Here is a 14,469-nt window from a genome sequence, read left to right as displayed (position 1 = left end):
ATGAAATTTGCAGTTCTTGTGTTCCCTGGCTCCAACTGCGACATCGACTGTTACAAGGCAGTGGAAGATGCGATTGGACAAGAGGTTGATTATGTATGGCACACGGCTACAGATCTTTCGGCTTATGATTGTATTTTAGTTCCGGGTGGTTTCTCTTATGGTGACTACTTGCGTTGCGGAGCGATTTCCCGCTTTGCGCCGGTAATGAACGAGGTAGCGAAAGCTGCTGAACAAGGTAAATATATTTTGGGTATTTGCAACGGATTCCAGATCCTGACGGAAGCAGGCTTGCTTCCAGGTGCATTGATCCGCAACACTTCCCTAAAATTCCGTTGTCACGATACGGTATTGAAAGTGGCAAACGCAGATACACCATTTACACGGGACTACGCACCGGGCGAAGAGATTATTATCCCGATTGCTCACGGTGAAGGCAACTATTATTGCGACGAGGAGACGCTCGCGAGTCTGCAAGCGAACAACCAGATCGTATTTACGTACGGGACCAACCCGAACGGTTCCCTGGGTGATATTGCAGGAGTCTGTAACGAGGCTGGAAACGTGGTCGGCATGATGCCGCATCCAGAGCGTGCAGTGGATTCACTGTTTGGTTCGGAAGACGGCAAACGTATGTTTACATCTATTTTGAAAGCATGGAGGGATCGGCATGACGCAGCAGCTATCCGCTAAGGAACCAACAGCAGAACAGGTCGCAGAACATAAACTTTACGCACAAATGGGCGTATCTGACAGCGAGTATGAGCTGATCTGTGAATTCATGGGCCGCAAGCCAAACTACACGGAAATTGGTGTGTTCAGTGTAATGTGGTCCGAGCATTGTGCTTATAAAAACTCCAAGCCATTGCTGCGCCGTTTCCCAACCACTGGACCACGTGTCCTGATGGGACCTGGTGAAGGTGCCGGTATCGTGGATATCGGTGATAACCAGGCCGTTGTATTCAAAATTGAAAGCCATAACCATCCTTCCGCGGTTGAGCCTTATCAAGGTGCGGCAACAGGTGTGGGCGGCATTATCCGTGATATTTTCTCCATGGGCGCAAGACCGGTTGCCTTGCTGAACTCCCTTCGTTTTGGCAAGTTGGAGAGTGATCGCGTTAAATATTTGTTCGAACATGTGGTAGCGGGTATTGCTGGATACGGTAACTGTATCGGTATTCCTACCGTTGGTGGCGAAGTGATGTTTGATGAGAGCTATGAAGGCAATCCGCTGGTTAACGCCATGTGTGTGGGTCTGATTGATCATGACAAGATTCAGCGCGGCGTAGCTAAAGGTGTAGGTAACCCTGTGTATTATGTTGGGCCGCCAACAGGCCGGGATGGTATTCATGGAGCAACCTTTGCATCGGTTGAACTGACGGAAGAATCCGAGTCCCAACGGACAGCGGTTCAGGTCGGTGACCCGTTTATGGAGAAACTGGTGATGGAATCTTGTCTGGAATTGATCGACTCGGGCATCGTGCTCGGAATTCAGGATATGGGCGCTGCAGGTCTGACATGTTCGAGTGCAGAGATGGCAAGTAAAGCGGGTAACGGTCTGGAATTATATCTGGATCAGGTACCACAGCGTGAAGAAGGCATGACGCCTTACGAGATGATGTTGTCTGAGTCCCAAGAACGCATGTTGTTTGTCGTTGAGCCGAAGGATGAGGCACAGGCGATGGAAATTTTTGAACGTTGGGGCGTAATCTGTGCAAAAGTTGGTAAAGTAACGGATGATGGTCGTCTGAAATTGATCCACCACGGCGAAGTGGTCGGAGATATGCCGGTAACGGCTTTGGTGGACGAATGCCCAGTGTATGACAAACCTTCTTCTGTACCTGCCTACTACGAGCAAAGTGCTTCCATCGACACGCTTCGTTACGACGAAGTGTCGGATCTCGGTGGAGCGTTGAAACAAGTACTGGCTTCACCAACAGTAGCAAGTAAAAAATGGGTGTATGATCAATATGACTACATGGTGCGTACAAGCACTGCCGTTCGTCCAGGTTCGGATGCAGCCGTAGTTACGATTCGTGGTACACGCAAAGGTCTCGCGATGACAACGGACTGTAATGGACGTTATGTGTATCTTGATCCTGAAGTTGGTGGACGGATTGCCGTAAGTGAAGCAGCGCGTAACATTGTATGTTCCGGTGCAGAGCCGCTGGCGATCACGGACAACCTGAACTTTGGTAACCCGGAGAAGCCGGATATTTTCTGGCAAATGGAGAAAGCGGTAGACGGTATGGCAGAAGCTTGCCGTGTGCTGGATACGCCGGTTATCGGTGGTAACGTAAGTCTGTATAACGAAAACGCCAAAGGCTCCATCTATCCAACGCCAGTTGTCGGTATGGTAGGTCTCGTTCATGATACGGATCATATCACGACACAAGCATTCAAATCCGAAGGTGATGTTATCATCCTCCTCGGTGAAACAAAAGCTGAACTGGGTGGCAGCGAACTGCAATACGCGGTTCATGGTCAGACGGAAGGTCGTCCACCAGAACTGAACTTGCAAACGGAAAAAGCGTTGCTCAGCACGGTCCTGGAAGCTATTCAATCCGGTCTCGTTCGCTCTGCACATGACTTGTCTGAAGGTGGCTTGGCTGTTGCACTCGCAGAGTCTTGTATCAGCGGTAACGTAGGAGCACAGGTGAATGTGGAGACTGCATTGCGTGCAGATCACGCCCTGTTCAGTGAGAGCCAATCCCGTATCTTGTTGTCGGCTACGCCAGAGCAAGCGGGTAAACTTGAAGCATTTGTACGTGAGCGCGGTGTACCTGTAGCTGTGATTGGACGTGTAGAAGGAAGTAACCTGACGATTGAATTGAACGGAACATCAGCCGTGAGCGAACCTGTAGGAGGTTTGGCTCAGGTCTGGGAGGATGCGATTCCATGTCTCATGAACTGACGACAGGACCATTGTGGACAGGCGATTATTATAATGAAGGGTCCGGCAAGGAAGGACTCGACAAATTGAAGGAAGAATGCGGCGTGTTCGGGGTGTTCAGACACCCTGACGCGGCTTCGCTCTCCTATTATGGACTGCATGCGCTGCAACATCGGGGCGAAGAAAGTGCAGGCATGTGTGTGAGTGATGGTAGCCAGTTTAACTATCACCGTGGCATGGGTCTGGTGAAGGAAGTATTCACCAAAGACCTGATGCAGACGTTGACCGGGGATATTTCCATTGGACATGTCCGTTATTCAACAAGTGGTGACAGTAAACTGACGAACGCACAGCCATTGGTATTCAAATACCGTGATGGCGATTTGGCAGTAGCAACCAACGGAAATATTGTGAATGCACCAACGATTCGGCGTGAGCTGGAGCAGAGCGGGTCCATTTTCCAAACAACGAGTGATACCGAGGTTATTGCGCATCTGATTGCACGATCCTCCAAAGGGCTTGTCGAAGCGGCAAAAGAGGCATTTCAGCGCATTGTGGGCGGTTATGCATTTCTGATCATGACCAATGACAAGCTGCTCGTGGCTTCCGATCCGCACGGACTTCGTCCGCTGACGATGGGTAAGCTGGGAGATGCGTATCTGTTTGCATCCGAGACGTGTGCACTGGAAACAATCGGCGCAGAGTTAATCCGTGACATTGAACCGGGTGAACTGCTTGTGCTGGATGCAGATGGTCTGCACGAGGATCGCTTTGATCATCACAAACACCGCAAGGCATTATGCGCGATGGAATATATTTATTTTGCCCGTCCGGATAGTGATATGAATGGTACGAACCAGCATGCTGCTCGTAAACGGATGGGAAGCCGTATGGCGATTGAGTCGTTTGTGGATGCGGACTTGGTTACGGGGGTACCAGATTCCAGCATCTCGGCGGCCATTGGTTATGCGGAGCAAACGGGTATTCCGTACGAGATGGGTATGATCAAGAACAAATACACCGGACGTACGTTTATCCAGCCGAGCCAGGAATTGCGGGAGCAGGGCGTGAAGATGAAGCTGAGCGCTGTGCGTCGCGTCGTGGAAGGCAAACGTGTGGTCATGATTGACGACTCCATTGTACGGGGAACAACCTCCCGTCGGATCGTGAACATGTTGCGTGATGCAGGAGCTACCGAGGTTCATGTGCGTATTACATCTCCACCTTTCAAAAACCCGTGTTTCTACGGTATTGATACGCCTGACAGCCGCGAATTAATTGCTTCACAGTTGTCGGTGGAAGAAATTTGCCGTGAAATTAATGCGGACTCCCTGGAGTTCCTCAGTCCCGATGGACTGATTGCATCGATTCAGGGAGATAATCAGGATGATCCTAAAGGCGGACTATGTCTCGCATGTTTTGATCATGATTACCCAACCCGCCTCGACTTCGGCGGCGAGGAAAAATTCGGCTGTAGCTGTTAATCCTTGCGTATGAGAAAGAGGTATAACGAAGGCGATGTATTTCTGATTCCGATGAAGGATGGCCGATTTGCAGTATGCCAGGTAGTATGCGCGCTTAAAGGCCGTCTCAAAAAGGCATTTTCGTTCGGCGTGATGAGCATTCAGCGTGACGAAACCGAAAGTATGGGAGATGGCGATTTTCTCTTCTATTCCTTTGGGAACCGTAGAAGCAACGTCATATTCACTTCTCCGGCCTATATCCGAAATGGATCGTGGAAGATTGTGGGTAACACGCCTTTGACTCCCGAAAAGGAAGAGCTGAAAGTGTTTCAGTGTGCTGGACATTTATACTGCGGTGATGAGTACATTCGTAACCTCCCGATAGAAGAGTATAGTCAGTTTAATACGCTCGGCGTAGCCGGGTTTGAATTGGTACAAAACCATCTGTTAGAGATGGAGCAAGGATAGGTGGGTTGGACTTAACATTAACACGATAATATCTGGAGATAACAGCGATCGGAAGGTTGTTCTGTCATCGAAGTGGTAAGTGTTAATACTCTAGTGCAATTTTTATAAGATACGAAGGGTGTGATGGTTGTGTCCGAAGCATATAAAAAGGCCGGCGTTGATATCGCGGCAGGTAATGAAGCGGTTGAACGGATGAAAAAACACGTGAAGCGTACCTTCCGTCCGGAAGTGATGACGGATCTGGGTGGATTCGGTGCACTTTTCGGTTTGAACAAAGATAAATACGATGAGCCGGTGCTTGTATCCGGTACGGATGGCGTAGGCACCAAGCTGAAAATTGCATTTGCCATGGACCGTCACGATACCATCGGAATCGACGCGGTAGCGATGTGTGTGAACGACATTGTGGTACAGGGTGCAGAACCACTTTTCTTCCTTGACTATCTGGCGTGTGACAAAGTCATTCCGGAGAAGATCGAAGCTATTGTTGCGGGAATCGCTGAAGGCTGTCATCAATCGGGTTGTGCGCTGATCGGTGGAGAGACGGCGGAGATGCCAGGCATGTACAGTGAAGGTGAATACGATATTGCCGGATTCACGGTGGGTATCGTGGACAAAGCAAAGATCATCAACGGTACAACCATCGCCCCTGGCGACACAGTGATTGGACTTGCCTCTAGCGGTGTGCACAGTAACGGATTCTCGCTGGTACGCAGACTTTTGTTGGAAGATGCGGGACTTGATCTGCATGATGAAGTAGCGGAACTGGGCGGTAAGCTGGGTGATTCCCTGCTGGAACCTACAAAGATCTATGTTAAACCCCTGTTGTCCCTGCTGGAAAAAGTAAAAGTAAAAGGCATGGCACACATTACAGGTGGTGGCTTCATCGAGAATATCCCACGTATGTTGCCAAGCAACGTGAATGTGGATATTGACTACGGTTCTTGGCCGATCCTGCCGATCTTCAACCTGTTGCAGGAAAAGGGTGCTGTCTCAAACCGTGACATGTTCACCACATTTAACATGGGTGTTGGGCTTGTACTGGTCGTTAATGAAGCAGATGCAACAGAAGCGCTGCAACAATTGAAAACATCTGGTGAAGAAGCGTACATCATTGGCCGAGTTACTGAAGGAGATGCGCGAGTAACCTTCACGGGAGCGGATGTTTAATGGGGAACTACCGCATAGCTGTATTTGCCTCGGGTGAAGGGACTAACTTTCAGTCATTGGTCGATGCAGTACGGAACGGTGGGGTGAATGCATCCGTAGATCTGCTCGTATGTGATAAACCGGCTGCACGCGTTGTGCAGCGGGCACAGGACGCAGGCGTGGAATGTCATCTGTTTACTCCAAAAAATTATGCTTCCCGTGAAGCCTATGAGGCAGAGATCGTGGAAGTGCTTGAATCCAAAAAGATCGACCTGGTCGTTCTTGCCGGATATATGAGATTGCTGACTTCCGTTGTGGTGGATCGTTACGCAGGGCGGTTGATTAACATACATCCGTCCTTGCTACCGGCATTTGCAGGTAAGGACGCGATTGGACAGGCACTCGAATATGGCGTGAAAGTTACAGGCGTGACGGTGCACTTTGTGGACGGAGGCATGGATACCGGACCGATTATTGCCCAGCATCCCGTTCCCATTTTGCCAGAGGATACTGCTGAGTCAATTAGCCGTTCCATTCATGAAGCCGAACAGCAACTTTACCCTGAAGTGGTATCTTGGTTCGCCCAAGGTCTGGTTCAATTAGACGGACGTCACGTCACTGTTAACAAACCGGTTTAATATAGTTTTAAACTTTTTCACACATTAACGGAGAGGACAGAAATAAGCTGTAGAAGCGAAGCGCTCGCCTTTATTACTGGATTTTTACCATTGAGAAATTGTTCAAAAAAATCTAGGAATAACAGCGATCGAAAGATTATTCTGGACTCGTAGTGTTTTAGTGTGAAAATCTATTTATCAACTGTATAACAGAAGTCGAATATTGGTACGCATTTTGTGATATTTCTCGGGAAATAAATCGGCTGTGTTTCGTCAGGAAACGCGAAGCCATGGGACATTAAAGGAGGAGCATATTGTGAGTATCAAAAGAGCGCTGGTTAGCGTATCGGATAAAACGGGCATCGTGGACTTTTGCCGCGAGCTGTCGCAAATGGGTGTGGAGATTATTTCGACAGGAGGTACAAGCAGCCTGTTGTCGAAGGAAGGCGTACCCGTCATCGGAATTTCGGATGTGACAGGATTTCCGGAAATCATGGACGGACGTGTCAAAACATTACATCCGGCAGTTCATAGTGGATTACTGGCTGTGCGTGATAACGAAGAGCATACACGCCAGATGGAAGAACTCGGTCTCGGCTATATCGATCTGGTTGTCGTGAACCTGTATCCATTCCAAGAGACTATTGCGAAACCGGACGTAGCTTACGAAGATGCCATCGAGAACATCGATATTGGTGGTCCAACGATGCTTCGCTCGGCAGCCAAAAACCATGCCTTTGTCAGTGTCGTTGTAGACGCATCTGATTACAGCCAAGTGCTGGAGGAAGTGCGCAACGATGGAGACACAACTCTCGAAACTCGCAAACGGCTTGCGGCAAAAGTGTTCCGTCATACGGCGGCTTACGATGCACTCATCTCCGACTACCTGTCCAACGTAAATGGCGATCCGTTGCCAGAGCGTCTGACGGTTACTTACGAAAAACTCCAGGATTTGCGTTACGGCGAAAATCCACACCAGCAGGCGGCATTCTACCGCAAACCGCTGGCTGCTCAAGATACGTTGACAACAGCCGAGCAATTGCATGGCAAAGAGTTGTCTTACAATAACATCAACGATGCGAACGCAGCTTTGCAGATCGTCAAAGAGTTTGAAGAACCGGCCGTTGTTGCGGTTAAACATATGAACCCATGCGGCGTGGGCATTGGCGTAAGTATCTATGAAGCTTACAGCAAAGCATATGCTGCAGATCCAACGTCGATCTTTGGTGGCATTGTGGCAGCGAACCGCATTATCGATAGCGATACAGCAGGCAAATTAAGCGAGATTTTCCTGGAAATCGTACTTGCCCCTGACTTTACGCAAGAAGCTCTCGATATCCTGACGAAGAAGAAAAACATTCGTTTGCTCAAAACGGGTGAGTTGAATGCTGCTCGTAAACGGGAAAGCCAATTCGTGGTTACGTCCATCGACGGCGGCATGATCGTGCAACAGTCGGATGTGCATTCCATTGAAGCGAGCGAGCTGAACGTGGTAACGGATCGTGCACCATCGGAAGAAGAACTGAAACAGCTGTTGTTTGGCTGGAAAGTAGTTAAACATGTGAAATCCAACGCGATTGTACTTGCTGCGAATGACATGACGGTGGGTGTGGGCGCTGGACAGATGAATCGTGTGGGTGCAGCCAAAATTGCGATTGAGCAAGCGGGCGAGCAAGCAAAAGGTGCTATTCTGGCATCCGATGCGTTCTTCCCAATGGGTGATACGCTGGAACTGGCAGCAAAAGCCGGAATTACAGCAGTGATTCAACCGGGTGGTTCGATCAAAGATGAAGAATCCATCAAAGTAGCGAATGAATACGGAATTGCCATGGTCTTCACAGGCGTTCGTCACTTCAAACACTAGAGCGAAAAAGGTTTAATAAGGGGTGTCGCCAGTCATACTTATGACTTATGGTACACCCCCTCTTTTTTAGGTTTTTTAACAGACATTAGCGTAACAAATCCAGTTATGCACGGAGGGGGAACAGAACGAATGGATATTCTGGTAGTAGGCGGCGGTGGCCGGGAGCATGCCATCATCTGGGCGCTGGCAAAGAGTCCAAAGGTAGACAAGATTCACTGTGCACCGGGAAATGCAGGTATTGCTCAGCTCGCTGAGTGTCATGCCATTACGGTAAATGAATTTGATAAACTAACGGCTCTTGCTGTTGAGCTTAAAGTAGGATTGGTGGTTATTGGTCCGGATGATCCGCTTGCGGATGGGATTGTGGATGCATTTGATTCGACAGGTATTCCGGTATTTGGACCTCGTCGCAATGCAGCAGAGATCGAGGGAAGTAAAACGTTCATGAAGGATCTGCTGCACAAATACAACATTCCAACCGCAGCCTATGAAAAATTCGACAACTACGAACAGGCTCAAGCATACCTGAATGAGCAAGCAATTCCGGTTGTCATCAAGGCAGATGGTTTGGCAGCGGGCAAAGGTGTGACAGTAGCTTATTCCCATGATGAGGCTGATCAGGCTCTGCGTAGCATCATGGTGGAGAAGGTATTTGGTGAAGCGGGAGCCAAAGTCATCATCGAGGAATTCCTCGCAGGGCAGGAAATGTCCATTCTGGCTTTTGTCGATGGGGAGACGGTTCGTCCAATGGCCGCAGCACAGGATCACAAACCTGTATTCGATAATGATCAGGGGCCAAACACAGGCGGTATGGGTACATATTCACCTTTGCCACACATTCCTGCATCCATTATTGAAGAAGCCGTAGAGACAATCATCAAACCAACTGCCAAAGCGATGGTGTCCGAGGGACGCCCATTCCAGGGTGTATTGTTTGCCGGGCTGATGATTTCACCAGATGGTAAACCCAAAACGATTGAGTTCAACGCGCGTTTTGGTGATCCCGAAACACAGGTTGTTTTGCCACGTCTGAAGAGTGACTTGTTTGATATCTTCTGGGCAACCGTTCATGGCAAGCTGGATGATATTGAGATTGAATGGAGTGATGAAGCCGCAGTATGTGTGGTGCTTGCTTCAGGAGGTTATCCGGGTCCTTATGCCAAAGGTGTAGTCATTGAAGGACTGGATCAAGTGCAAGATGCCGTGGTATTCCACGCAGGTACAGCGCGTAGTGAAGCAGGAGACTGGGTCACCCATGGTGGACGGATCCTGGGCGTAGTTGGCCTTGGTGCGGATATTGCGGAAGCTAGAAACAAAGCCTATGAACAGGCTGAGCATATCCTTTTTGATGGCAAACATCAGCGAACGGATATTGCTGCCAAAGCACTAGTGTAGAATGAATATTAAGAGCCCGTAAAGATGTGCGCCGTAAGGTTGTTGCATCCTGCGGGCTCTTTGCTACGTATATAGATATATCTTGTGCAAACGGCCGGACTTGTCCATACCGGGAAAGAACATGGGAAAGATACAATACAGGATTAAATCAGGCATGTTTAATGCCCTAAAGCAAAGGGTAGTATTTTTATAAATTGGACTATACTAATTATGTGAAGAATATCACCTTATAAGGTAATACCAAACATATTATATAAAGTTCGTAACATACATAAAGACTAATTTGTGAACATTATACTGTAAGCTTGTGCCAAACCATAACGTGCAACTGGATGGTTGTGCTGGAATCATGGTATACTTTTCGGAAACAGGAATGCGTATGAGGGGAGGTGGATATCTATTGGGTAGGCGATATTGTAAATTGTCCAAATGGCGAATCTAGGTGGAGTTAAGCGAGGAACAATTGACAGCATGAGGGGTAACCCGATTTGAATGGAGAAGTTTCTGCAAGTCATTGACTTCATCTTGAATTCCTGTTTTGTATTTTACAAGGTCAAACCGTACGACATATACAAATATGATCATTATTCGATTTCATATAAGGCATAAGCCATGATGAACGAAAAAACAGCGGATGAATGGTTAACGTAGTTAACGGATCACGCTGTAACTATCTCTGGAGGTGAATCCCTGAGAACCGGGGAAATCATTGGACATAATTACCATATTGAATATCGCTTTACTTATTATCTTGATTGCATTGACTGCATTTTTCGTAGCATCGGAATTTGCTGTAGTCAAAATTCGTACATCAAGAGTGGATCAACTGGTCGCGGAAGGCAATAAAAAGGCAGTACTCGCCAAAAAAGTTGTCTCGGACCTGGATTATTATCTGTCAGCCTGTCAGCTTGGTATTACGGTCACCGCACTGGGATTGGGTGCACTCGGAAAACCGACGGTTGAGAGATTGTTATATCCGGTATTCAATTATTTAGATGTACCTGCTTCAATCTCGTCGATTGCTTCTTATGCGATCGCCTTTATACTCGTTACGTTCTTGCATGTGGTTGTTGGTGAGATGGCACCCAAAACGCTGGCGATTCAGTTTTCGGAAAAACTGACGTTGATGCTCTCCCCATCGCTATACTGGTTTGGTAAAGTCATGTACCCATTCATCTGGGCGCTTAATGGAGCCTCCCGTGTTCTTCTGCGGGGATTCGGTGTGAAGCCTGCCAAACATGATCAAGCCTACTCGGAGGACGAGATCAAAATCATCATGAACCAGAGTTATGAAGGGGACGAGAACAACAAGACCAAGCTTTCATATCTGGAAAATGTATTTGTGTTCGACGAACGTGATGCCAAAGACATCATGGTACCGCGTACGGAACTGGTGACATTAGATCAGGATATGACCTATGACGATATTATTCCTATATTGGATGAACATAACTATTCACGTTACCCTGTAATCGAGGATGGGGACAAGGACCGCATTATCGGCGTTGTGAATGTGAAAAAGATTTTGCCTGACATGGTTGCCGCAAGATCGTATCAACTACGGGAGTTCGTTCGTGAGATCCCATTCGTCTCCGAAGTTACAAGTATTCAGGATGCAATGATTAAAATGCAGCAGGAACGTGTACACATGGCCGTGGTTGTGGATGAATACGGCGGTACCTCGGGTATCATTACGATGGAGGATATTCTGGAGGAGCTTGTCGGTGAGATACGCGATGAATTCGATGATGATGAGGTGGCCGATATTCAGGAGACCGGAGAGAATCAATATCTCATTAATGGCCGGGTACTTTTGGATGAACTGGAGCGGCAGTTCGGACTTAGCTTTGAAGGAAATGAAGAGATGGACACCGTGGCCGGATGGATTCAATACCAGAAGGGTGTAGGGGTGGAAAAAGGAGACACGGTAGAACACGGCGATTATGTCTGGACCGTTGTGGACACCGAAAATTATCACATCAAGCAAGTTCTTCTGGAACGAGTGAGCGGTGCGCAGATTGAGGAAGCTACTAGCGACCTAGCGTGATGTTGGTTCGATCATGACTGTAATCTAGGGTTTGACGGCCTATTTGGCTACTGCCCTCAGAATTTAAAGCGTTTTGGCAACGTAACAGTGTAGGGGACGGAATCGATTCTGAAGAAGCGTAGCGTTCGCGTTTGCAAACCAATTTTAAACCTTTGAAAACAACAATCAGGAAAATTTGGAGGCAATGGCGATCGGAAGAACGAGCCGTCATCGGAACATCACTCGTGCAACCTTAATATAAATTTTACTTGGAGGTGAATCCCTCAACCTGAGGGAAATCATTGGACGGAATAATAGCCTTGAATTTATTTTTAGTAGCCGTATTTATAGGTCTGACAGCCTTTTTCGTTGGAGCCGAATTTGCAATTCTTAAAGTACGGATGTCCCGAATCGATCAATTGATCTCGGAAGGGAACAAAAAGGCAGTACTGGCCAAAAAAGTGGCGCACAACCTGGATTATTATCTGTCGGCATGTCAATTGGGGATTACCATCACGGCGCTGGTATTGGGAGCCTTGGGTGAACCTACCGTTGAGAAAATGCTGCATCCGCTCTTTGAGCGCATGGAAGTGCCGGCGGCGTTGTCTACCGTGCTTTCCTACGGTATCGCTCTGGCGATCATTACGTTCCTGCACGTGGTTATTGGTGAATTGGCACCGAAAACGCTGGCGATTCAGTTTGCAGAGAGAATGACGCTGTTGTTGGCACCACCACTGTACTGGTTCGGTAAAATTATGAATCCGTTTATCTATGCGCTGAATGGAGCTGCTCGTCTGTTGCTTGGTATCTTTGGTGTAAAACCTGCCGGGCATGATACCGTTCACTCCGAAGAAGAGCTGAAGCTGATTATGGCACAGAGTTACGAGAGTGGCGAGATCAACCAGACAGAGCTGGACTATCTCAAAAACATTTTTGCTTTTGATGAGCGTTTGCTTCAGGAAATTATGATTCCACGAGATAAAATCGTTACCTTGAATAAAGAAATGCCGCTTGATCAGATCATTGAGACGCTAAATCGACATGAATACACGCGATACCCTGTTATTGCAAATGGGGATCAGGCTCATTTTGTTGGCTTTATTAATACCAAAGAAATGCTGACGAGTGTGGCTGCGGGCAGAGATTTCAATATGGAGACATTTGTTCACAATACGCCGAGTTTCTCCGAGCGTTCTCCAATCAAGGATGTGCTGATCCAGATGCAGCAAAGCCGTGTACACATTGCAACCGTGAAAAACGAGGCAGGTGCTACGGTAGGTATGGTTACGATGGAGGATATCCTTGAAGAGATTGTCGGAGATATCAAGGATGAATACGAGCATAAAGATTTGGTGAATCCACCAAAAAGAATGAAACTGGTTTAAGAAGCAGTGATACAAATGTAATACAGTATTAGCGAAGTAACGTAATTCTTCTAACTATAAAAGCAGGTTCCCGATGTGATCGGGGCCTGTTTTTTGTATTAAATCTTAATTTTAAAATAAAAGCTTGCATATTGTGGTTCAATGGATTAATATAAATTTAAAGAATCTTAATTTAAAGATAAATAACGAAAAGCAATAAATAAAAGAAGCAAAAACAACCTATGATACAACTAAAACCAAGGGAGTGGAGATTATGTTCAGAACTACAGGAATTCATCACATTACAGCTTTTGTAGACGATGCACAGAAAAACGTAGATTTTTACGCAGGTGTATTGGCGCTCAGACTGGTGAAAAAAACAATTAACTTTGATGCACCAGACGTGTATCACTTGTATTACGGGAACGAGCAGGGTGCACCGGGCACAATCATTACCTTTTTCCCACAGCAAAATTCAAGAAGAGGTGTCATTGGTTCCGGTCAGACTGGAGTTACCGTATATGCGGTTCCTGTAGGAAGCCTGCCTTTCTGGAAAGAACGTCTTGCTTCCTTCGATATTCCATATGAAAATAAAACCAGATTCGGTGAGCAGTACATTCGTTTCTTCGATAAAGGCGGTCTGCTGCTTGAACTGGTTGAGCGTGAAGGCGGTCAGCCAAGCAACTGGAGTTTCAACGGTGTGACACCGGAGCATGCTATCAAAGGATTTGGCGGAGCCGTATTGTTCAGCCACGTTCCTGAGAAAACCATGGACGTCTTGGTGAGCAAACTGGGTCTGGAGCAAGTCGGTGAAGAGAACGGACTCCTTCGTCTTCAGGCAAGCGGCGATATTGGTCAGATCATCGATATTCAGTCCACAGGTATCCAACGCGGGATTGGTGGAGCCGGAACGGTTCACCATATTGCATGGCGTGCCAAAGATTACGTGGAACATGAACAAATTCAGCAGGATCTTGAACAATCCGGATATCATCCAACGCCAGTCATTGACCGTCAATACTTCAACGCTGTGTATTTCCGGGAGCCGGGTGGTATACTGTTCGAACTGGCTACGGATCCTCCGGGATTTGCACGGGATGAACCAGCAGAGAGCATGGGTGAGAAACTGATGTTGCCTGAATGGTATGAACCACAGCGCGAACAGATTGAACAATTGTTACCACGAATTGAAGTACGTGAATGGAAAGGGGAGTCCAAATCATGACCACAACC

Annotated in this window: 11 protein-coding genes; all 11 read left to right on the top strand. The window is 47.5% G+C overall.

The features are described 5' to 3' along the window. The 11 genes from purQ (at position 1) to AC6CIF_RS24880 (ending at position 14,461) form a co-directional block, all read left to right on the top strand. Positions 1–690 (top strand): phosphoribosylformylglycinamidine synthase subunit PurQ, encoded by a 690-nt coding sequence (gene purQ / locus AC6CIF_RS24930; RefSeq protein ID WP_036606071.1) that lies wholly within the window; start codon positions 1–3, stop codon positions 688–690. Beyond that, a complete protein-coding gene (gene purL / locus AC6CIF_RS24925; protein WP_498201946.1) occupies positions 668–2,911 on the top strand; it encodes a phosphoribosylformylglycinamidine synthase subunit PurL in 2,244 nt (747 codons plus the stop codon). Before purQ ends, purL begins: the two co-directional genes overlap by 23 nt. Continuing rightward, positions 2,896–4,374 carry an amidophosphoribosyltransferase gene (gene purF, locus AC6CIF_RS24920; RefSeq protein ID WP_036606069.1) on the top strand — a complete coding sequence of 493 codons (1,479 nt, stop codon included), beginning with the start codon at positions 2,896–2,898 and terminating at the stop codon, positions 4,372–4,374. Before purL ends, purF begins: the two co-directional genes overlap by 16 nt. Positions 4,375–4,383: 9 nt before the next feature. Then, positions 4,384–4,821 (top strand): immunity 26/phosphotriesterase HocA family protein, encoded by a 438-nt coding sequence (locus tag AC6CIF_RS24915; RefSeq protein WP_498201945.1) that lies wholly within the window; start codon positions 4,384–4,386, stop codon positions 4,819–4,821. Between the two features lie 129 nt (positions 4,822–4,950). Beyond that, the gene (gene purM / locus AC6CIF_RS24910) at positions 4,951–5,991 is read left to right on the top strand and encodes a phosphoribosylformylglycinamidine cyclo-ligase (protein ID WP_036606068.1); all 1,041 of its coding nucleotides are present in this window, start codon (positions 4,951–4,953) and stop codon (positions 5,989–5,991) included. Next, positions 5,991–6,608, top strand: a complete 618-nt coding sequence (purN, locus tag AC6CIF_RS24905; RefSeq protein ID WP_498201944.1) for a phosphoribosylglycinamide formyltransferase — start codon at positions 5,991–5,993, stop codon at positions 6,606–6,608. The genes purM and purN overlap by 1 nt, the downstream gene beginning before the upstream one ends. A 295-nt stretch (positions 6,609–6,903) precedes the next feature. After that, positions 6,904–8,451: a bifunctional phosphoribosylaminoimidazolecarboxamide formyltransferase/IMP cyclohydrolase gene (gene purH, locus AC6CIF_RS24900; protein ID WP_169482947.1), complete on the top strand. Its 1,548-nt coding sequence runs from the start codon at positions 6,904–6,906 to the stop codon at positions 8,449–8,451. A 129-nt stretch (positions 8,452–8,580) separates the two neighbouring features. Further along, the gene (gene purD, locus AC6CIF_RS24895) at positions 8,581–9,846 is read left to right on the top strand and encodes a phosphoribosylamine--glycine ligase (protein WP_498201943.1); all 1,266 of its coding nucleotides are present in this window, start codon (positions 8,581–8,583) and stop codon (positions 9,844–9,846) included. 709 nt (positions 9,847–10,555) lie between these two features. Further along, positions 10,556–11,893 (top strand): hemolysin family protein, encoded by a 1,338-nt coding sequence (locus AC6CIF_RS24890; RefSeq protein WP_076215111.1) that lies wholly within the window; start codon positions 10,556–10,558, stop codon positions 11,891–11,893. Between the two features lie 281 nt (positions 11,894–12,174). Next, on the top strand, positions 12,175–13,257 hold the full coding sequence (locus tag AC6CIF_RS24885) for a hemolysin family protein (RefSeq protein WP_124118555.1): 1,083 nt from the start codon (positions 12,175–12,177) through the stop codon (positions 13,255–13,257). Positions 13,258–13,510: 253 nt separating this feature from the next. After that, entirely contained in the window at positions 13,511–14,461 is a 951-nt protein-coding gene (locus AC6CIF_RS24880) for a ring-cleaving dioxygenase (protein ID WP_260632545.1), read from the top strand. Positions 14,462–14,469: the final 8 nt, after the last annotated feature.

It is taken from the genome of Paenibacillus sp. GQ49 (assembly GCF_059759055.1).
The sequence above is the reverse complement of the archived record's forward strand: the minus strand, read 5'-3'. Positions and strand labels throughout refer to the sequence as shown.